Consider the following 19397-nt stretch of genomic DNA (forward strand, 5'->3'; position numbering starts at 1 on the left):
GCCCAAACTTTGACCAACGATAGACGATCTCTTCGCTTACCCAGCTCGCCGTTGACCACAAGGATCTTCGGCAGCGACAAAGTTGCAACCGAAGGGCAATGAGCGTGGCGGAACCAACAGTCGAAACAGCCGCTATAACTCCATCGAAGACACCCGCCGTGATGCTCGTTTTTGCGATGGCAATTGTCTTCATTTATGGAGGCGACGTGTTCGGGTTCTTCTCGATTTTTGTCGATCTAGCTATAGTAATCACTGCATTTTTCGTAAAAAAACGTATTGCTCGGGCTGACTCAGAATCCCCACGTTTGTGGCGGTGGTGGTGGGCAAGTGTTGTCGGCATCGCCATCATCGACTTAGGTCTTTTCACGGGCGGCCTCCACTACGCCATTGGAGATTCCGGCCCCGCGAAAGTTCTCACGTGGGCGGTGCTATATCCCCTGCTAGCCACATTGTCGTCAGGTGTCCTACTGATGACCTCGCTGCAAGCGGATCCCATGACAGTGATCAGCAGGAAGCGCCGGAACGACCGCGAGGGTCATTGGCATAGGGCTCGGGCGCTTCTGCCCGTTCTCGCCGGCAGCTACCTTGCGTTGATCGCCCAAAGTTTCGGAGTTCCAATGCTCTTGGGGTTACACCGCGACAAGATCACCTGCGGACCATTAGTCAGTTCGCTGTATTACGCTCAAATGACCCAGGTGCTACCGTTGCTACTGATAACGCTTGGTATTGAGCTGAACTTTTTTCGCCGAGCAAGCGCCTCAGCAGACTTCACCGATAGCGCAACATCCGTTACGACCATCATTGTGCTTGCCGTAGCTGAAATCTGGTCCTTCGTGGCTCTGGTGATCCCCGATGGGGTGCTTGCGCTAACGTCGAACGATTTCTGTATTTCTGCCATGAATATTGGACTTGTTGTCACGCTGCAGGCTCTTGGAATTGGCCTTGCAACGATCGTTTGGCTCTTGTTCGCTCGAACCGACTCAACGAATGATGCCGGCGGCGGCGAGACGACCGCATGACCCGACGCAGAACTGCGGGGAGCGCGCCTTGTGAAGAACGCAACAGCGCCGGACGTCTGCGGCGAAATCACACACATCACTTGGCATAACCCGTCCCCGCACGTCACTTCTGCAGTGCGCCAACGCTATATCAGTTCGAACCCCTTGGATGGCGCCCACGTAGCCTGCCAATTGGCGGTATGCGGTTGGATGATCCGGAGAAAGTGGTGGCGACAACAACTGTAGCTATCGCCCGCTCATCGAACGACGTGCCGACTACACCCCATGCCTGCGCTTAGGGCGCGAGTACTTCTCGCATCACGGCCGCCGCAGATCTTCAAGGCTGTTCCGTCGGGTTGGTGTCGAAGACGATCTGTCGGAGCGGTGCACGCACTTCCGCGAATTGACTCTCGGGGACAAGGGCTCTGTCGATTGGCGACACTACTGGGCCTTGGCCAGGTTCGAGATCTCGCAGGAGGTAGGGGCGCCAACGGCCGAGTGGGCGCGGTTGTCCTACAACACGTTTGACGGTCTTCCATTGCTGGCGCTGTCCCCAACTTTGGATCCGGCGCCGTTGTCGCATGAATCGGAACCAGCGCCACTGCTCCAACTGCACGATCTTGCCAGCCTCGTCGCGCGCAGCGGTCTCGCGCAGAGGGCGTCGGAACGCGCAGACGCGGACTCCGTCTCCGTAGGGTTCGATCCACGATAGGACACACCAAAGGCCTGCTAGGGAGTCCTTTTTGACGGTGAATGTATGGTCGGAGGTGGATCCAGGCCAGAGCGTTTGGTTGAGTGCGATGGGTTTCTCGACGCGGTCGGAACCGCTCGGGTCGTTGTATCGCACCACACCGAGTGAAACTCCGTCTCGGGTGTTACCAACGAAGCAGAGCTTGATACGAAACTCTGCGTCTTCACTCACATTTGGGGTGAAATTGAGGCCGTGCCGCGGGGCCGTCACGTCGAATATGAGTCCTCGTCCTCCGGCTGCGTCGCGCTCAATATGCAGTTGCGACCAGGCGATTGCGAGGGCCGCGACCGACACCGTCAGCGCGAGGACCGTTGCCAGCAATGACAGCGTGGAGTTCATCTCAGTGCTTTGCGATGCGGTGTGGTGTGGCGTTCTCCCGAGGCGCCTCAACTGTCTGCATGGCGCTTTAGTGTGCCACGTCGACCACCGCCGAAACAGATCATCGTCACCTCGCAACCGAACTCTCCGCCGACGCCCGATACCAGGCGGCTCCGACCTCAGATGCGGTCAGCACCCTGGTGGAGGACGTCTACAACGCGTGCGCCTCGTACTGGACCTGGCTGGCCTACTGGGCTGCGCAATTTCGCGGCAATCAGTTCATCGTCGACGCAGCAATTCAGGACCTCAACCTCTGGAACCGCTATGTCGGGCCCACTTGGACCGAGCTAATGGCGATTCTCAACGACATTTCGGTCGAGAACCTCGGCACACCCGAAGCGAAGTTAGGCGAAGCCGCGGCTCGGGTTGCACTTCAGTGGATTCCGCTGTCGCTCAAGCAGATAGGATTTCGCCATCTAGTGATGCCAGAAGGAGAAGCCCTCTATATCGACCGCCACGATTTTCCGGGTGCGCCGTGGGGCGGTTGGCCTGGAATAACAGGAGCCCGCGCAGGATCTGCGTCTGCCCGTTAGGGTCGCCACGACGACGGCTGGATGCCCGCCGCGCGAGGAGCGCCTGTTCGATAAAATCAGCACCGTGCCTTACTGGACGGTCACCGGGCCTGACGGCCCCTACAACGAAGATGTCGAACCGCGAAAGCTGGATGACGGCCGACTGCACCTGCACTCAGGCCCGACCCTCACCGCCGGCACTTGGCAGATCTTTCCCCACAAAGGCGACAAACCTCAGATGCCCGGTGGGTCGACTCCGCGCCCTTCAAAGAAGCCCGAACGCCGCAACCCCGCTGGCGGCTACGGGCCGGACACCGTCAAATAGGACGCTCGACTGTGCGCGATCACAAATCGCGTTCAGGGTCGGCGTCGAATCGGCCTACGCGTTGGAATCTGTTTCAGAACAAAGCAATTGGATGCGCAGCGTGATCCGCGCCAGGGCTGAAGACTCCACGCTCTGCAGGAACTGACGCAGCGTACCGGAATCTCCGCGGTCGCTGAGTTCGTCGGCGACCGCGTTCATCTGCAGGTTCAGTAGAAGTGGGTCATCTCATCGCGATCGTTTATCGTGATCGGGCGCCATCTCCCACCAGCTGCGGTAGCGTAGCCCGCCTGAGAATGCGACCACGACCGTTCCCGGCGAGCGTGGAATCCCTTTGAGAGCAACACCTTCGATGAACGCCGGACGCGAGGGCCCTGATGGGGTGTATTCGGTGACCTTGTCGAACGTGATGCTCGGGTGGCGTAGCTCGGTGGGTAGGTGGCAATGCTCTAGCAGAACCGGCAGGACAAGGTCCCGGAAGATGTTGTCGAGGTCTTTCCCGTCGGCTCCCGGAACGTAAAACGCCGTCACGCCGATCGGCATCTGCGGCGGAAGTAGCAGTGGGTACCGCTGCATTCGCGCGAGAACCGCGCTTTGGACGGCCTGCTTGAACGCCTGCGTCTGCCCTGGTCCCGGGAGGCGGTGGCGCCGGAGGCCGGACGCGTCGATCGGTCTCAACGAACGAGTTGTTTCGCCTGATCCCAATGATCGGCGAGTTGACATAGTTCTTCTGTCTCGTCCAACAGTTCCGCGGCGGCAAAGCGCTGTGCCGCAACGTTCTTTGAGGGCGGATGCCCATGCGCCTTGGCGGACCAGGCCAAAGCCAGACGAGCTGCATGCCGAAGAGTTGGCTCAGCGGCGATCGTGCGCAGCATGGCCTCGTGTCGGTGATCGGCATAGCGCGACAAGATCAGGATGCAATCGCGGATTTCGATCACCGTGCGGTGTAGTCGGTAGCGTGACCGGTTATTGACGGATTCATTACCGGTCAGATAAATGGTTTCCGGACAGGCCAACGTTAGATCCTTCCACAATGGCAGCAGTCGCCTTCGCTGCAGCGAATACTTATCGATCTGACAGGCTTCGAGGACACGATTAACTAGTGGTATCGATGCAACGACAGCAATCACGTACGTGAACACATCCACCGTGAATCGGTCAAATCTTCCGACGGCTCGAATGTAGGGATCATGCTGTCCTGTCGCCGCGATAACCGTGGCGATGGATATGCTCAGGGTTAGTATCAAGATGCCGGTCGCTAACGCTGCCATGGCCGCGGAAACGGCAACTCCCGACCGACTTCGGTGTCGGCATAATTCACGGACGGCGGCGGTCATGATCATTATCGAATACCAATAAGTCAGTGAGTCGTGGCATACGAGGGCCAGGAGCGTCACTTTTGGTGAGCTCGAATACGCAATCACCGCCCAACCTGTATGTACGGCGAGCGGCGGGCTGTGTGCTCGAGCATTCAATTCCAACAGCAGGGTGAATAGGACCGCCGCGGTCACGGCGAACAGCACTACGCGGGCCAGGTACTTTGGTTCGCGCTCGACGAACCACGAGTATGTCAAGAGAAACAGCGCACCCGATGCGGGGATCACGGCCAGTTCGCTCAGCGTGTACAAGAGGGCTGACGAAATGGCCGAACCGGACGCATTGATTATTGTGGCCTGAACAATGCGGTGCCGAAGCAGGCAACAGACGAACAGGAAAATGAGCGCGACGTTGAGTCGTCGGTCGGCCGTGGTTGAGTTGACGGTCGCCAGCCGCGCTACCAGGACTGCGCAGATGAACCCCAGCAGAGGTACTGACAGTGCGACTGGAATTCCGGCGTTCATTGGTTTGAGTGGGGTAACCCTATTTGGCGTGGTGGATGCTTGATGTCGGGACTAGCTTTGTAGGAATGTGCTTAAGAACCTGGAATCGCGATACGGCCTTCGCGAATTTGCCATTATCAACGAGGCGAATAGCTCGGCTTGGCTCTCCTGCTCTGTGTCATATGCGGTGCGGCCGAATATGTGTGAGACGGTGGTTGGATCAATATCGGGAACGAACTCTTGAATGGAGAAGTGCTCATCAAAGTGTGCATCGGTGCCGTGGTGTTCGAGTAACATATGGCCAATTTCGTGAAGTACGATTTGCTCGGCGTGATAGCTGGACGTGGTGTCGTCGTACACGATGAAGTCGTCGGCCGACCGTCCGATCCAGATTCCGCAGGGCTGGCCTGCGGTCGATAGCCCGGAAGAAGGAATCAGTCGTATCGGCTTTGCACGCTGCGAGGCCAGATGCTCGATAAAGATTTCCAGATTCCATGGGATGGGGATGGTAAGCCGACCCACGAGCTTGCAGACCCGTTCAGCTCCGTCGTCGACATGACTCACGACAGCCTCGTTTCCGCGGCGTGCGTGCGATTGGCCGCAAGGTTCGGTGGACTACTCCGATCGTATCGGCAGTTCTACTCCGGGGGCAGCTGCTTGAGTACGCCTACGACGTCGTCAAGAGTTGCGTTCGCGAGGCCGCCGCGAAGGGCAAGGTGTCGTACGCCGGCGTCGCGCGCGGCCACGAGAAATCGCAGCTGCTTGTCCACTTCGTCAGCCCGTCGACCCCAAGTGGTCAGATACTCGCCGGGCACACCGAAGTGTCGGGCAAGGCCGGCCATCACATGTGGGTCCGCGTCGACCGTCGGATCCGACCTGAGCTGACGAATGTATGTGGGGGCCACCTTGTGCTCGATGATCGCGCTGATGGATTCCGCGACGGCCTCGACTGATTGCTCTGATTCGTCTCGTCGTCGAAATACGTCAAAGAGTCGGTTGATTCGGTCCGCTACGGTCAGGCGGTCGTCGGGCTTGTCGGTCATGTGGCGCCTTCCTCCCGTTGCTTCGTGCGCCGGCGTAATCGCCGTCGGAAATCGGTTACCAGTGTGTCATCGAGAGGGTCGATGTTGCCCAGAAGCCACCGGCGGTAAAGCTTCTCGCTTCGCGCGGGATCATCGTCGGAGACGGGGGGTGCGAGCAGTTCTGCAAATGCGTACTGCAACAGGGGCAGGGTGGCGTCGTTGTGGCTTTTGTGATTGCGTTCGAGCATGTCGGTCACGAACGTGCCGACTACGACGCTGATGTGGTGGTCGAGTGCTCGCGCGATCGGCCGGATCTCGTCGGCGGGAATCGATTCGTCCTGACGGCGGTCGATGACGTCGTGGAGTTGTCCCTGGGCGGTCATCAAACCCAGGATCTGATCGAGCGGGAGAGCAACGGTGCCGGAGGTCGGTGCCAGTACGGTCTGCCTACCGGCACCTTCGCGAGGTTTCGGGTCGTCGCCGTCCCAGTAAGCGCCCGCGGCGCTACCCGGGAGCCACCGCAGACCCGCATCGAACTTGGACAGTGTGCTCGGCCGCGGATCGTCGAGTTCGCCGGCCTCGGCCTTGGCCACCGTGGGCGCGCTGGGTCCGCCGTTGTGGTTGACGTCAAGGAAGGTCATACCGAGCTTTCTGCGTCGCTCGGTGACCTTTGTCGCGAAGTGTTGTGCGTGTGCGATCACCGCGGTCAGCCTAGCAGTTCTGTCACAAGCAGAGATAAAATAACTAAAATTAACGGACGTGAAATATTAGTTCGGATCGTACGTATTTGGCGATGCGCGGAGCGCTACATCAATTTGGCAATGCGAGCGGTTGCCAGGCAAAATGCCTAGCTGTGCAGGGAATTTCAGGATGAGCGCTCGGCTTGCGGTGGGCCGTCGGTCCGCGGCCAGGGGGCGGTCGTGGTCGATCGAAATCTCGCCCAACTAGATAATTAGTTCGTACTTTGCTTGTAATTTTTTCTTGGCTTGACTAATTTCGTCTGTACGGGGGATGGGGGCAGGTTTCTACGCATCGCGTGTCGCGCGCGGCCTACCGGCCCAAATTCTCTCGCGAGCTGACTGCTCGCTCGGGTGTGGACAGATCCCTGAAGGGACCGTTGCGACGTGAAACTTGGGATAGACGCGATCGGGGTTATACCTGCTCACTCAACCGTCGAAGAGGCACGTAAGTCGGGTCCGCGGTCGGGGGTAGCACCGCCAGCGGTGACCGGCTGGGGCCAAATGGACCGCAACCGCAGTACCAACGTTGACATCGCCGCTCTTGTCCGCGAAGGTTCGCCCAGGTCAGAGGGTGAGGATCCGGCCCATATTCAGCGGTTGGTGGAGTCCGAGTGGCCTTTACCGCCGATTCTGGTTCACCGACCTACCATGCGGGTCCTCGACGGCTTTCATCGAGTCGAGGCGGCGATACGCAAACAGATGACAGAGATAGACGCGATCTTTGTCGATGGGACCGATGACGAGGCGTTCATCGCATCCGTGGAGGCGAACGTTCAGCACGGTCTGCCGCTGTCACTCGGCGACCGTCGGGCTGCCGCTGCTCGGATCCTCCAGACCAGTCCCACGCTGTCAGATCGGGGCATCGCGAGATCAACCGGCCTGTGTGCGAAGACAATTGCCGACCTGCGCAGTGCAACTGCTGATCCTCAACAGTTGAACAGACGTCTGGGGCTTGACGGACGCACCCGTCCGCTGGATGCGTCGGCCGGACGCAGATTCGCCGCTGAACTGATCACCGAAAAACCCGACGCATCGCTGCGAGAAATCGCTCAAGCCGCGGGAATATCGCCCGGCACGGTCCGCGACGTCCGCGCCCGGCTCAGTCGCGGAGACGATCCGGTGCCTGCCCGCAAGGACAAACGCGACCGCGTGCCACACCGAATCAAGCCATCATCGAGCACCGATGACCGGGCGCACGAGTCGGTCGATGTCAGCCCGGTGTTACTGGTGCTATCGAGTGACCCGGCGCTTCGTATGAGCACAGCGGGTCGCGAAATCCTTCGGTGGCTGCACCTTCACGCGGTCAACAGCATTGACGCAAGAAGGATCGCCGAGTCGGTTCCCCAGCATTGTGTGCAGCACATGGTGGAACTGGCCAGCCGTTGTTCGGCCAATTGGGCAAAAATCGCCGAAGACCTCGGGGATTATGAGCCCGTTTCGAGCCCCACGGGACCGACGAAGAAAATCACAGTCGACAGGACAACGCGATGACTCGGGGCCGCGGAAGAAGCGTTCGGGGGTTACCCGCGCACCGGTAGTTCGACCTCCAGACCATCGTTTAGGTACAGCGCATGAGGATAGGTTAGGCCCTCCGCCGAATCAGCTGACCCGCAGCGGCGCACTTCACATCGCACGCTCCCTGACGATTCGCGACAAGTCGATACCGTAAACCCTTCGTACAGCCGGTATTTGAGCGAGAACAGCCGCGATGACGATTCCGCAGACCACCACGAGGGGCGTACTAGGCGCCATCTCCAACCGGAGGTGGTACCCGAGCCGCTGATAGGTAGAAAGCAGCCGGTCGGCTAAGAGGATTCCTCCGAGAACACCCAACGGGATCGCGGCGAGCGCCACAGTCAAGTTTTCGGCGGCGATCAATCTGGAGAGCATGCCGGCACCCATTCCCTGCGCATGCAAGGCGCCCAGTTCGCCGAGGCGCTCAGAGATGTTGGCCGACATGGCGTTATAGAGCATCGCGGCCGCCATCACCCCGGCGAACACCAACATGATGCCGACCAACGTGTCGTAGAGACCAAAGGCTTTGCGCATTGTCGACGCCAGCGATGTCGTCGACCGGTAAGCCACGACGCCTGGTGTGGCGGCAATCCGGTCGCCGATCGCTCGTTCAGCGGTACCAGCAGGCAGCTTGACGAGTACACCGGTGGCCGGCACGGGGCCGGCGTCAGCCCGCAGTCGATCTGTCGAGATGTAAACGACCGGCGAGAATGGTTCGTCGACGAACCCAGCTATGCGCTCAGAGAATTGACGGCCCGACTGTGGCATCACAATGTCAACGTGGTCGCCCAGCGAAACCGACAACAGATTTCGTAGCCCGAGCCCAAGGAGCACGCCGTCGCCCGCGAGTTGGTCAGACCCGGATTGCGCTGTGAAGGTGTGCATCTGGGTGTGCGGATCGAGCGCGACAATCAAGGTTTGGTAGCGGTGACTGCTCGACGAGACGGTGACATCGATCGACGTGTACGGCTCGGCCGCGGCCACGACGTGCTGACTACGGAGCGCGCCGGCAACCTGATCGGCCGAGCCGGAAACGACGACTTCACCGTCTTGCCGCTCGATCTGACCGAACTGCCGATGGACCATGCCGGGAAGGGTGTCCCGCATGCCGGCGAACACCATCACCAAGATCACCGCCATGGCGACGCCCACGACGGTGAATACGGTCCGTCGCCGATTTCGGACGATGGCCCGCAGCATCATCCGCCAACGTGCAGACACGCGATCCGTACCCGGTATGAACCGCTCGATGACGCTGCGTTGCCCCCGGTCCATCGGTGGCGCCACACGCATCGCCTCGGCGGGTTGCATCCTGGCGGCCGCGTTGGCCGGCGCTATGGCCGCCAGCAGTGCCACAGCGACCGCAGCGACCGCAGCGAGCACGTACGTCGCAGGATGCGATGACGCGACATGCAATGGCAGCGCAAGAGCGTCGGTGTACTTGGCCGTGATCCACCGCCCCAGGGCGTAGCCCCCTACCAACCCCGGCACCACCCCCAGCGCGGAGCACGCCACACCGTATCCGAGGTAATGCCTGCGCACCGCTCCCGCCGAAAGTCCATTGGCGATCAGCGTGCCAATGATGGCGCGTTGGGACGCAACGATTCTCGAAAGCAGCACGTAGGTCGCGAGCACCACCGCCGACAGAAATAGCCAAGGTAGGAGCCGAGCGAGAGTGCCGAACTGTGCGACGTCGTCGGCCAGTGTGCGATAGGACGCCTGCTGATCGCGGGCAACGAACTGCAATCCGTGCCGTTGGGCGAGGTCGCCGGCGGCCTTCGTCAAGGCGTCGGTCTGCGAGCGGTCCCGCGCGTACATGATGATCTGTTCGACCGGCTGGGGCAGAGTGCGTTGGAGGTCGCTGTCCGCGATGTAGACGACCCCGAAGTCCTCAGGGGTGGTCATGATCTCCTGACTGGAGCGCGCCGGCCAGAGGTATTCGGTCGATATTGCCGACCCTGCCACGGTGAGCGGCCGCCAACCGTGGGTTGTCAGCAATTCAACGACGGCACCAGCGCCGAGACGGTAATGATCGGCGATGTGTTGCTCGACGACAAGCTGGCCGGCGTGCGGCAGGTTACCTGTGCGCAGGTCAAGTAGTGCGACATCGGGTTGTCCGGTATCGGGTATTCCGATCGCGCGGCCGTAGAGCGCGTGCCCGTTCACGCGAATACCGACGTCGGATTGATGGCGGACCTGGACGATCGGAGAGCCGGGAAGCGCGGCGGCAGCGTCGGATAACTGTGCTGCCCCAGCGCCGGTCAACGATACATCAGGCAGTCGTTGGGCGGCATAGACTTTCGTGAACGACTGATCGAGGTTTGCGTACCCGTCTGTTGCGGCCACAAAGACGGCTACGCCAATGGCAATCACGACGGCGATTGCCGCGAACCGCCAGCGGTCCTTCCACACGTCGCGCCGCACCTTGCGGCGTAATGCGCGGCTCACCAGTCCAACTCCGAGGCGTCGATGGGTGTTTTGATCACGTCCGATCGACTGATCGCCCCAGAGTGCAACCACAGGACTCGATCTGCCATACGGCCAATCTCAGAGTTGTGCGTGACCATGATGACCGTCTGCTTGCTGGACCGGGCCAGATCGCTCAGCACGGCCAGGACTTGCTTGCCGGTAGCCAAATCGAGGCTTCCGGTGGGCTCGTCGCAGAGCAGCAGCGGAGGCTGTTTCACGATCGCCCGGGCGATCGCCACCCGCTGTTGCTGGCCTCCGGACAGTTGCCCGGGGAATCGGTCGGCGACGTCACCGAGCCCGACTCGCTGCAATGCGGCGGCACTGCGCGTGCGCGCATCCAATCCGCTTAGTTCCGCGATGATTTCGACGTTCTCGAGAGCGGTTAACGTCGGTACCAGATTGAAGAACTGGAAGACAAAACCCACGTGGTCGCGACGGTACTGCGCGCGTTGCTTGCGACCAAGACCCACGATATTTGTTCCGTTGACTTCGATCTCGCCGCTCGACGGTTCGTCGATGCCGCCGATAATGTTTAGTAGCGTGGTCTTTCCTGATCCGGATGGCCCCAATAGCACCACGAATTCTCCGGCTCGAACCTCCAAGTTGAGCTCGTGCAGGGCGGTGACCCGCGTTGCACCCGTGCCGTAGGACTTGGCAATTCCAGTTAATCGCAACGCGTTTGCGTCGTCGTCTGGTGGCGTGCGTGTCGAGATGGCGTCACGGGCATCTGACTCTGCGCTCATTTCTTCACTATTTCACTTTGGTGAGTGTGTGTGAAGACACGCAGGCCGGCACTGCACCGGGCCGATTTGCCGCCGGCGCGCGCGCCTCTGTCCGGCAGCGCTGACGTCGGATGAGAATGGCGGGGCCCGCGATGAGTGGTGCCCGCAATGGGTTGGTGTGCAACGCAAATGTGGTCGGCCGCAGCCCTGGCCGGCGAATGCCCGAACCGCTAATCCGCACCAACGTTGGCGGCGGTCAACCACCTTAACCGGAGAGTGTCCCGCGCCCGGTGAAAAGCGGCATGTCCAACGCGGTCAACCATCCGGGCATCGACTGCACCACCGTGGGAACCGCACTGACCAGTCGTGCGGCCGTGCCGACGAAGACTGCATCGGCATGGTCGCCGAAGGTGGACAGCCGCAGATCCAGGGCGTACTCGGGAATTCCTTTGACGTCGACCCGGTAGCAGCCTTGGCCCGTAGGTTGGGGCCAATCCGGCGCGAGGTCTGGACGCAGTCGCATGACATGTTCAACAGCGATGACTGCACGCTCACCCTTGATGCCTTCGACACGAAACCGCAGTGCTGCTGCGGTGCCTTCAGCGATGGTGTGGCCCTTCACCTCGAACGCCTCGGGTGCCGGCAACCGTTCGAATGACTCGCTGACGTTGTCGAGTTCGATGTCGAGGCCCTCCGCCAGTTGGCGTACCACCCCACCCCACGCCAGCGTCAGAACACCGGGTTCGAGCAAGAACGGCAGTTCGTCCATGCTCCCTCCGAACCCCATGACTTTGAACAGGATCGTGGGATTGTCGAAGCACGAATAGTCCATCACTTCCGAGCACACGATCTGATCGATGCGTTCGCACGCGCTGCTGAGCAACAGGGGCAGCCAGTCATTGGCCCACCCGGGATCGATGCCATTCACCCACAGTGTTGCCTGCCCGAGCTGCGCCGCGTCCCTGATCGGATCGATCACTTCGGCGGGAAGTGTCCCGTGGGGGTACTGCAGGAAGGTCGGACTGCACGACACCACGTTGATACCGGCGGCCAGGAACAGTTTGAGGTCTTCGATGGCGTCCTCAAGCCGATCGTCGGCCATCGCGGTGTAGACGATGCAGTCAGGGTGCAGGGACAACAGCGCCGCCGCGTCGGTGGTGGCCAACACGCCGACGTTATCGTCGAGTCCGGCCAGTTCGCCGGCGTCTCTGCCTGCTTTTGCCGCGCTGGATACCCAAACGCCGACAAGGTCCAGATCGGGTCGGCTCAGTATGGAGCGGAGCGCGCGTTTGCCGACATTTCCGGTACTCCATTGCACCACACGATATTTCATAGCAGTCCCTTCCTAGGCGGCATCGGAATACGATCGCGCGCGGACAACACCGCGGATATGCCTTTGGCCGCGAGATACGTCAGCGGTTCTCGGGGGAACGATGGTTGCTTCTGGTTGACGAACAAGAGATTGGTGTAGGTCGATTCGCGACCCAGAATGAGGTCACGAAGGACCTTGCCGGTGGTGTGCGTGAGGGCAATGCCGTTGCCGCAGTAGCCATATCCGTAGAACACGTTGTCACCCAGGTTGCCGACGTGGGGCACGAGGTGCCGGGTCATCGCGATACATCCGCCATAGGTGTGGCTGAACTGGACGTCGTGCCAACACGGGAAATAGCGGTTGAGGGCGGCTCTCAATACGCGGGTGGCGGCAGGGTTGTAGATGTGGTCGGCCACATCCATGTCGCCGCGATAGTGATACCTCACCGGGCCGCCCCCGATGAGGAGACGGTTTTCGGCAGTTAAGCGGCCAAAGACGATGATGTCCTTCGCTTCGACGAAGCCTTCTCGCCCGGGCCAGGTGACCTGGCTGAGCTGCTGATCCGAAAGCGGTTCAGTGACAGCGGCGTAACTCCACACCGGCGCGATGTTCCTGCGCGAACTCGCCGAAATATGTTGGTAGGCATTGGTTGCCAAGACCACCTTGGTGGCAGTGAGCCGCGCGAGCGGCGTGTCGACACGCACGCCGCCCGGTTGTTGATGGAATCCCGTTGCCGGAGTGCGCTCGTGGATCTGCACGCCCTGTTCGCGGACCACCCGAGCCAATCCTCGCGCCAACCGATGCGGGTTGACCAGGGCGCCCCCGCCTCTGACGGCGGCCATAATGTTCGGAGAGTCGAGCGTGTCTCGGAGCCGATCGCCCTCCAGCAGTTCCAGGCGTGTACCCGAACCCATTCGCGCGGCGGTGTCCAAGTCAGCTCTGAGCCGGGCGAGCTGTGCCTTATCGGTAGCGACCTGCAGATAGCCGCTGGTGTCGTAGTCCGCGTGCACACTGTGCTTATGGCAGAAGCGGGAAATCTCAAGGATGGATCGTCCGACCACCGCGTAGGCCAGCCTCGCTTCCTCTTCGCCGAACCGGCGGACCAGCGTGCTGAGATTGTGTCCGATGGTCGGGGTGACGAAGCCGTCGTTGTGTCCCGATGCGCCGGCGCCCGCGTAATCCGCCTCGACGATGTGGATGTCTAGCGTGGGCTCTGCGGCCTTGAGAAAGTATGCAGTCCACAGACCTGTGTATCCGGCCCCGATCACACACACATCGCAACTCACGTCATGACGCAGCGGTGTGCCGCGCGTGACGGGTTCGGTTTCACGCCAATAGATCTCATGTCGCGCAGAGGCGAACCTAGCGCTGTGGCCCTGGTTCAACATCATGCGCCGGGCGGTCGTCATGGCGGTCAGCTCTTTTCGAGGACCAGCCAGGCCAGTCCGAGGTGATGGTTGTCCAACGCATCGGCCGCCGCGGTCAGATAGCGTGCATAACTTCGTACGGTATCGATGCCCACCAGATCCTCAGCCGCAGAGCGCCGTTCGCGCAGCCGGCGATGCCACTCCCGGCAGGTGCGGGCGTAGTCGTGGGGGCGGTTGACGACCGTGATGGGTTCGAACAATCGCTCGCTGGCTTCGATGATCTCTGACAACCAAGGGATTTCGGACTCAGGGAAAATCTCGTCGATCATGAACAGCAGGTCCCGCACCGTGGTGCGGCTCAGCCGCGTGTTGTTGCCCTTGGTTGTGGTCTCCAGCGCGAGTCGGCCGCCCACAGGTAGCCACAGTGCGCAGCGTTCGAAGAACTCGCGATAGGCACAAATCCGCGACCTGCGGGTCATACCCATGTCGGCAAAGTGTTCGAAGGCGCCGATCGATACGATGGCGTCGTAACCGGTCACGGGCCGGTGGTCGATCCAGTTTTCGACGTACACATCGATTTGTGGGTGTGGTGAGCGATTGATGTGACGTGCTTGTGCCTCGCTGAGGGTCAGACCTACGGCGTGCGTGACTCCATGGTTTTCGGTGAGTCGCCGCAGCATGGCGCCCCACCCGCAGCCGATGTCGAGGACAGACCGCGTGCGGTGTGCCTTGGCGCCGGCCGCGATGTAGTCCAGTTTCCGATTCTGTGCGGCCAGGAGCTCGTCGTTCTGGCCTTCCCACAACGCGCTCGAATAGCACAGGCTGGGATCGAGCCACAGTGCATAGAAGGCGTTGCCGACGTCGTAGTGGTGTTGGATCGCTTGCGGCGATGCCCCTTCATATGTCGGGGTTTGCGTCATGTCAGCTCTCCTTCATATTCGGGTCAAGGTGTGTGTTCATACCGTGGTTCGCGATCGGGGCCTGGCGTCATCACGGTGCTCGGGCGGCGAACCGTCGTATCGGGCTTTCAACGCCCAGTACCGCAAGGTGACTCGAAGGGCGTCGGTGTCGCGGATGACCGAAATGCCATGGCTACCACAGAATTCGGCCAGGGTGCTGGGAAGCTCACCGCCGCACGCTCGGGTGACCTCGCTGACGTCGATGAGAACTTGAAGGTACTGGCGCGATAAGCGGGGAATCTGCTCCAGCGGTATCGGTAGCGGGGCGTCCGGGTTCACGACGGCCACTAGACCGATGTCGCGCCCCAGACCGCGAGCGTGGTCGACCATGATGCGTTGAGCGGCATCGAGTGTCATCGCCTGGGGGCCGTAGCTGAGCCACATCAGCCGTCCGAGGTCGTCGGCCCGCACGGCGTCGCTGATGGCCCTCGCAGCGATGTCGAGCGGTATGACATCGACCCGGTTGCCGGGGTGGGCAGGCAAGTACGGCGCCTTGCCGCGGCAGATCCACTGCGAGATCTGATGCACGATCTGTGGTCGACGGGACGCGCCGGTTGTGGAGTCGCCTATGACGTTGGTCAGCCGGTAGACGGAGCTGGGCACCGTGGCTGCCGACACCAGCTGTTCGGCTTGCCACTTGGACCGGACATAAGGAATGACGATGTTGCCCGGTCGCCACCGGGCGTCCGGTCGCTCGAGTGCGTGCACGAAGCAGCTGCTGATCAAGTGGATGGGTGCATTGGCGCGCTGCGCGAAGTCGACAACGCGCTGTGTCCCTTCGACATTGACGGCTGTGTAGGACGCCGGGGACAGGCCCCAGGTGGTCAGCGCTGCACTGTGGATGATGATGTCGACGCGATCGGCCAGGCTATGCCATGACCGGTCGTCAAGTCCGAGACGATGCGTTCGGATATCACCGCGGATCGATTCGTTGACCGCGATGCCTTCATCGTCGTCGTGCAGGAGGCCGATCACGTGGTGGTCGCTCAACTCGGCAACAATGGCGCGTCCCACGACGCCGCTGGGTCCGGTCACAAGGATGGTTCGCTTTGGCATGTCGGTGGTGTCATTCACTCAGGGAAAGCGAATTATGGCTAGTGGTACGAGTTTTCCGGCCTCATAGAGCGATCGGCAGCGGTGTCGTTGAACCTTGCCGCTGGGTGTTTTTGGTAGGCTTCCACGTTCCAAGATGACGCATTCGTCGACGGGAATTGCTGCTTTAGCCATCGCCGTCGCCGCCGCCGCGTCGGCGAGGTCCTTGTAATCGTCGACTGCCGTGCGTGGTTCGATGAGCAGCGACATCCGTTGGGTGCGGCCGGTACCGCTGGCAATCAAGGTGGAACACCCGGGCCGTAAACCGTCGAGCCGCTCAACTGCCTGCTCGACCTCCTGGGCGTGGACTTTCCGGCCGGCGATCGATATGACGTCGTCAACCCGGCCAATCGGATACAGCTCGCCCTGGTGCACGATGCCCAGGTCCCCCGATCGGACGGAGCCGTCACGGAATTTCTGTTGTGTGGCTACCGGATCGGCCCAATATCCGCGGGCCAGGCTCGGTGTGCGAACGGTGACCTCGCTGACCGTGTCTTCGGTCATCGTCGGAAGCGTGACACCGCTGCAGGGTGGTCCCGCGCTGACAATCGACGATGCTTCGGGGTCATCTGGCGCCGCTTCCTTGAACTCGCCCGCGGCGAGCGCCGCGGCATCGAGGGCGAGGCGGCGAGGGCGCTCGGTGCACGGCACCGCCGAGACCGCGAGGGTCGCTTCCGCCAATCCGTAGGCGGGCATCATGGCCTCCGGTCGTAGCCCGAGTTTCCCCAAGGAGGCCTGTGCATATGCCACGGTTTGCCAGTCGACCCGTTCGGCACCGATGATGCAGTTGCGCAACGTGGTCAGCCCGTCGTGGGCGATTGCGGTCGAGCGGGCCGTCGCCCGCGCGGCCAGGTACAGACTGGTGCTAGTGCCGGCGCTCGCCGTTGCCCCACACTGCGCGATGTCGGCGAACCAGCTTGCCGGCGCGCCGATAAAGCGTTGCGGCGTGGACATGAAGTACTCCATGTCGTTCGTCAACGTGAGGAGAAGGCTCCCGAACAACCCCATGTCGTGCGACAGCGGGGTCCAGGTGGCGACCACTTCATGGCTTGGCCTCGCCGCGATCATCGAAGTCAAGATGTCAATCTGGGCGGCGATTGCCCGGGGGGTGAGCATGCAGCCCTTCGGAGCGCCGGTACTACCCGAGGAGTATTGGATGAAGGCCACCTCGTGGTCATCGGGAGGCTCAGGAGAAATGCGCCCACTGTCGATCACCGAATCCCAGCTGTGAAAACGGAACCCGGCCTGTAACGCTTCTGGGATTGCGCCGAGAATCTGTCCGTCCACCAGGACAGCCACAGGGTCGAGTTGTTGGCAGATAGTTCGGAGATGGCCGAAATATTCAGCCGCGTCCATGCCGCGAGCGGGGGTCGGTAAGGAGGCCAGCGCCCCGCCGGCGAGCCAGACTCCGAGCAGGCCCCTGACCGCAAGGGCATCGTTGGTCAGCACGGCGGCCACCCTCGCTCCTGGCTCGACACCGAGCCGACGTAAGCCCGCCGTCGTGCGCTCACTGTCAGTAACGACCTTGACCCATGGCGTCGTGTCGTAGTGACCGCCGGCCCAGCAATGCAGTGATGACCCGCGTCGGCGTGGCTCGGCGATCCGGTCCCAGAGGCCCCACACGGGACCGCTATTCGACATCGGCGAGTCCCGCCGAGGCAGTGCCGTATCGCAGCTCCGCGAGCGGTCGTGGCGGCGATGAGGGTGCTGTTCTGCCGCCCCCGACTCGGGTCAGCCCTTCTGCGCGCTGCGCGATGCGTTCGGGCGCGATCCGCACCACATCCCAGGCCAGGCCGGACGCCTCCAGCGCGCGAATAGTGAGGGCGCTCAGATCAATTTCCCACCAACGAAATCCGTGAAATGCCGACTTGGGAAACGCGTGGTGATTGTTGTGCCAGGATTCGCCGAACGACAGTACCGAGAGCCAGGCGACATTGCGTGACTCGTCAGGAGTGTCGAATCGACGGCGCCCCAAGTAGTGCCCGATCGAATTGATCGCGTAGGTCACGTGGTTATTGACAAAGAACCGGACCAGTCCGCCCCACAGGGCTCCCGTGGCAAACGACTGCCAGGTGTGCCCAATGCTGAATCCGATGAGGCCCGGCAATACGATTCCGGCCACCACAAAAACCAGGAAGTATCGTGAGATGACACGAATGTCCTTGTCACGTGCCAGATCCGGACAGTATCGAATCGGATCCGACGTCAGTTCAGAATCGAAGAGCCAGCCCAGGTGGGCGTGCCACAGACCTTTCAGGCCACCGCGAATGCCGGGATGCTGCCCGACGTAGGGGCTGTGCGGGTCGCCCGGTTTATCGGCGACTCGGTGATGACGGCGATGGTGAGATGTCCAGATCAGCGCCGGACCCTGCCCAGCCATCGAGCCTGCTGAGGCGAAAATGATTTTCACAGCGCGATTGGTTTTGAACGATCGATGCGTCAGCAGGCGGTGATATCCGATCGAAACGCCCAGGCCGGCAATGACATACATCACCGCGAACGCGACGACATCTGACATGCCCAATCCGCGGTTCCACAACAGTGCGCCGGCAACCACGACGCCCAGCAGCGGCAAAATTGAGGACGCCAGGATGAAACCGTAGTGTTCTCGCCCGTCCATGTCGACTTCCTCTCCCTCTACAGCGCTACCGGCCCAGCCGGCAAGGCGAGGGCGGCGTTGCCCAATGCGATGAGCTGCCCGACAGTCTTGGCATCTGCGGCCCGCGCCGGATCGAACTCGACTCCGCGACTGTCCTCCAGCGAGAAGACGATCTCGGCGATCTGCAGACTCGACAGGCCCAGGTCGCCGAGCTGAGTATGCTCCTCGACGACGACTTCGTGAGCGCGCCGACCACGCATCGCGTGCTTCACCAGCGACGACACTTCATCAACTGTGATTGGGTTCACGGCGTTCTGTTTCCTTCCAAATCCATTGGGCGCTCAGTGCGCAGGACTCGATCACTGCTTCACCCGCGCAACTCTGGGGCGAAACAGACTGTGCCAGAATAAGTCTGGTCATCGGTTTGTCGATAGTGTCACACCAGAGCGCCTGCCCACTCGCCCACAAGACGCCCCACGCACTCCGGCACAGTGGTGCCGGAGTGCCCCGATCACGCTGGCGCCGAAGGAAATTGGGTCGCGATGTGACCACCCTCGGACGCACCGGGCAACGCGACATCGCGATAGCCGGTCCCGCTTCGGCGCGGGCGCTGGCGACCAGATGACGAGATACGCCCCGGGCCACCGCGTGCAAGTGTGAGTTCTCAGCAGTTGTGCGAAGTGCCGGCGAATCGGCAGGGACTATGCGCTCTACCGAGGGCACCGCGATGAAAACCCGCGTTTGGCGTGGTGAATGAGCCTGCTGCACAGGATGGTTAGCCACCAGCAGACAGGCGTCGGCGCCGGTGTTGTTGACAGA

The 19397-nt window shown here is 61.5% G+C and carries 20 protein-coding genes; 4 read left to right on the forward strand and 16 right to left on the reverse strand.

Translation table 11 applies throughout. The features are described 5' to 3' along the window. The first annotated feature begins 98 nt into the window (after positions 1 to 98). The gene (locus ABIA30_RS19980; protein ID WP_370068519.1) at positions 99 to 1019 is read left to right on the forward strand and encodes a hypothetical protein; all 921 of its coding nucleotides are present in this window, start codon (positions 99 to 101) and stop codon (positions 1017 to 1019) included. A gap of 316 nt (positions 1020 to 1335) precedes the next feature. On the opposite strand, the gene ABIA30_RS19985 is transcribed toward ABIA30_RS19980, so the two are convergent. Then, positions 1336 to 2088: a hypothetical protein gene (locus ABIA30_RS19985; protein ID WP_370068521.1), complete on the reverse strand. Its 753-nt coding sequence runs from the start codon at positions 2086 to 2088 to the stop codon at positions 1336 to 1338. A gap of 179 nt (positions 2089 to 2267) precedes the next feature. Between ABIA30_RS19985 and ABIA30_RS19990 the strand changes: the two genes are divergently transcribed. Further along, positions 2268 to 2660, forward strand: coding sequence for a hypothetical protein (locus tag ABIA30_RS19990; RefSeq protein ID WP_370068523.1), 393 nt, complete (start codon positions 2268 to 2270; stop codon positions 2658 to 2660). A gap of 64 nt (positions 2661 to 2724) precedes the next feature. Further along, positions 2725 to 2964 carry a hypothetical protein gene (locus tag ABIA30_RS19995; protein WP_370068525.1) on the forward strand — a complete coding sequence of 80 codons (240 nt, stop codon included), beginning with the start codon at positions 2725 to 2727 and terminating at the stop codon, positions 2962 to 2964. Between the two features lie 54 nt (positions 2965 to 3018). Here the strand turns inward: ABIA30_RS19995 and ABIA30_RS20000 are convergent, their stop codons facing one another. From ABIA30_RS20000 to ABIA30_RS20025, 6 genes are all read right to left on the reverse strand, one after another. After that, the gene (locus ABIA30_RS20000) at positions 3019 to 3162 is read right to left on the reverse strand and encodes a hypothetical protein (protein ID WP_370068527.1); all 144 of its coding nucleotides are present in this window, start codon (positions 3160 to 3162) and stop codon (positions 3019 to 3021) included. Positions 3163 to 3189: 27 nt separating this feature from the next. Further along, complete coding sequence (locus ABIA30_RS20005; protein ID WP_370068529.1) at positions 3190 to 3537, reverse strand: hypothetical protein; 348 nt, start codon at positions 3535 to 3537, stop codon at positions 3190 to 3192. 98 nt (positions 3538 to 3635) lie between these two features. Next, the gene (locus ABIA30_RS20010; protein WP_370068531.1) at positions 3636 to 4802 is read right to left on the reverse strand and encodes a DUF6545 domain-containing protein; all 1167 of its coding nucleotides are present in this window, start codon (positions 4800 to 4802) and stop codon (positions 3636 to 3638) included. Positions 4803 to 4853: 51 nt separating this feature from the next. Continuing rightward, positions 4854 to 5345 (reverse strand): hypothetical protein, encoded by a 492-nt coding sequence (locus ABIA30_RS20015; protein WP_370068533.1) that lies wholly within the window; start codon positions 5343 to 5345, stop codon positions 4854 to 4856. A 74-nt stretch (positions 5346 to 5419) separates the two neighbouring features. Next, positions 5420 to 5824: a hypothetical protein gene (locus tag ABIA30_RS20020; RefSeq protein WP_370068535.1), complete on the reverse strand. Its 405-nt coding sequence runs from the start codon at positions 5822 to 5824 to the stop codon at positions 5420 to 5422. Beyond that, positions 5821 to 6504, reverse strand: a complete 684-nt coding sequence (locus ABIA30_RS20025) for a hypothetical protein (protein ID WP_370068537.1) — start codon at positions 6502 to 6504, stop codon at positions 5821 to 5823. The genes ABIA30_RS20020 and ABIA30_RS20025 overlap by 4 nt, the downstream gene beginning before the upstream one ends. Positions 6505 to 7044: 540 nt before the next feature. Here ABIA30_RS20025 and ABIA30_RS20030 point away from each other — a divergent pair. Further along, the gene (locus ABIA30_RS20030) at positions 7045 to 8034 is read left to right on the forward strand and encodes a ParB N-terminal domain-containing protein (protein ID WP_370068633.1); all 990 of its coding nucleotides are present in this window, start codon (positions 7045 to 7047) and stop codon (positions 8032 to 8034) included. 132 nt (positions 8035 to 8166) lie between these two features. Here the strand turns inward: ABIA30_RS20030 and ABIA30_RS20035 are convergent, their stop codons facing one another. The 9 genes from ABIA30_RS20035 to ABIA30_RS20075 form a co-directional block, all read right to left on the reverse strand. After that, a complete protein-coding gene (locus ABIA30_RS20035; protein ID WP_370068538.1) occupies positions 8167 to 10506 on the reverse strand; it encodes an FtsX-like permease family protein in 2340 nt (779 codons plus the stop codon). Continuing rightward, positions 10503 to 11270, reverse strand: a complete 768-nt coding sequence (locus ABIA30_RS20040) for an ABC transporter ATP-binding protein (RefSeq protein ID WP_370068540.1) — start codon at positions 11268 to 11270, stop codon at positions 10503 to 10505. Before ABIA30_RS20040 ends, ABIA30_RS20035 begins: the two co-directional genes overlap by 4 nt. Positions 11271 to 11514: 244 nt before the next feature. Continuing rightward, positions 11515 to 12582: a diacylglycerol kinase gene (locus ABIA30_RS20045; RefSeq protein WP_370068542.1), complete on the reverse strand. Its 1068-nt coding sequence runs from the start codon at positions 12580 to 12582 to the stop codon at positions 11515 to 11517. Next, the gene (locus ABIA30_RS20050; protein ID WP_370068544.1) at positions 12579 to 13970 is read right to left on the reverse strand and encodes an NAD(P)/FAD-dependent oxidoreductase; all 1392 of its coding nucleotides are present in this window, start codon (positions 13968 to 13970) and stop codon (positions 12579 to 12581) included. Before ABIA30_RS20050 ends, ABIA30_RS20045 begins: the two co-directional genes overlap by 4 nt. Positions 13971 to 13975: 5 nt before the next feature. Then, complete coding sequence (locus tag ABIA30_RS20055) at positions 13976 to 14848, reverse strand: class I SAM-dependent methyltransferase (protein ID WP_370068546.1); 873 nt, start codon at positions 14846 to 14848, stop codon at positions 13976 to 13978. 36 nt (positions 14849 to 14884) lie between these two features. After that, on the reverse strand, positions 14885 to 15943 hold the full coding sequence (locus tag ABIA30_RS20060) for an SDR family oxidoreductase (RefSeq protein WP_370068548.1): 1059 nt from the start codon (positions 15941 to 15943) through the stop codon (positions 14885 to 14887). A gap of 18 nt (positions 15944 to 15961) precedes the next feature. Then, entirely contained in the window at positions 15962 to 17620 is a 1659-nt protein-coding gene (locus ABIA30_RS20065; protein ID WP_370068550.1) for an AMP-binding protein, read from the reverse strand. Then, on the reverse strand, positions 17610 to 18599 hold the full coding sequence (locus ABIA30_RS20070) for an acyl-CoA desaturase (protein ID WP_370068552.1): 990 nt from the start codon (positions 18597 to 18599) through the stop codon (positions 17610 to 17612). Before ABIA30_RS20070 ends, ABIA30_RS20065 begins: the two co-directional genes overlap by 11 nt. Before the next feature lie 17 nt (positions 18600 to 18616). Beyond that, positions 18617 to 18862, reverse strand: coding sequence for an acyl carrier protein (locus tag ABIA30_RS20075; protein ID WP_370068554.1), 246 nt, complete (start codon positions 18860 to 18862; stop codon positions 18617 to 18619). Positions 18863 to 19397: the final 535 nt, after the last annotated feature.

Origin of the sequence: Mycobacterium sp. MAA66, assembly GCF_041261665.1 — a bacterium.
Classification (GTDB): domain Bacteria; phylum Actinomycetota; class Actinomycetes; order Mycobacteriales; family Mycobacteriaceae; genus Mycobacterium.

Coding starts and splice junctions, on each gene's coding strand:
- ABIA30_RS20000 (WP_370068527.1), bottom strand. CDS start 3,162: ATGAACGCGGTCGCCGACGAACTCAGCGACCGCGGAGATTCCGGTACG.
- ABIA30_RS19980 (WP_370068519.1), top strand. CDS start 99: ATGAGCGTGGCGGAACCAACAGTCGAAACAGCCGCTATAACTCCATCG.
- ABIA30_RS19985 (WP_370068521.1), bottom strand. CDS start 2,088: ATGAACTCCACGCTGTCATTGCTGGCAACGGTCCTCGCGCTGACGGTG.
- ABIA30_RS20005 (WP_370068529.1), bottom strand. CDS start 3,537: ATGCAGCGGTACCCACTGCTACTTCCGCCGCAGATGCCGATCGGCGTG.
- ABIA30_RS20040 (WP_370068540.1), bottom strand. CDS start 11,270: ATGAGCGCAGAGTCAGATGCCCGTGACGCCATCTCGACACGCACGCCA.
- ABIA30_RS20030 (WP_370068633.1), top strand. CDS start 7,045: ATGGACCGCAACCGCAGTACCAACGTTGACATCGCCGCTCTTGTCCGC.
- ABIA30_RS20060 (WP_370068548.1), bottom strand. CDS start 15,943: ATGCCAAAGCGAACCATCCTTGTGACCGGACCCAGCGGCGTCGTGGGA.
- ABIA30_RS20055 (WP_370068546.1), bottom strand. CDS start 14,848: ATGACGCAAACCCCGACATATGAAGGGGCATCGCCGCAAGCGATCCAA.
- ABIA30_RS20050 (WP_370068544.1), bottom strand. CDS start 13,970: ATGACGACCGCCCGGCGCATGATGTTGAACCAGGGCCACAGCGCTAGG.
- ABIA30_RS20065 (WP_370068550.1), bottom strand. CDS start 17,620: ATGTCGAATAGCGGTCCCGTGTGGGGCCTCTGGGACCGGATCGCCGAG.
- ABIA30_RS20045 (WP_370068542.1), bottom strand. CDS start 12,582: ATGAAATATCGTGTGGTGCAATGGAGTACCGGAAATGTCGGCAAACGC.
- ABIA30_RS20010 (WP_370068531.1), bottom strand. CDS start 4,802: ATGAACGCCGGAATTCCAGTCGCACTGTCAGTACCTCTGCTGGGGTTC.
- ABIA30_RS20020 (WP_370068535.1), bottom strand. CDS start 5,824: ATGACCGACAAGCCCGACGACCGCCTGACCGTAGCGGACCGAATCAAC.
- ABIA30_RS20070 (WP_370068552.1), bottom strand. CDS start 18,599: ATGGACGGGCGAGAACACTACGGTTTCATCCTGGCGTCCTCAATTTTG.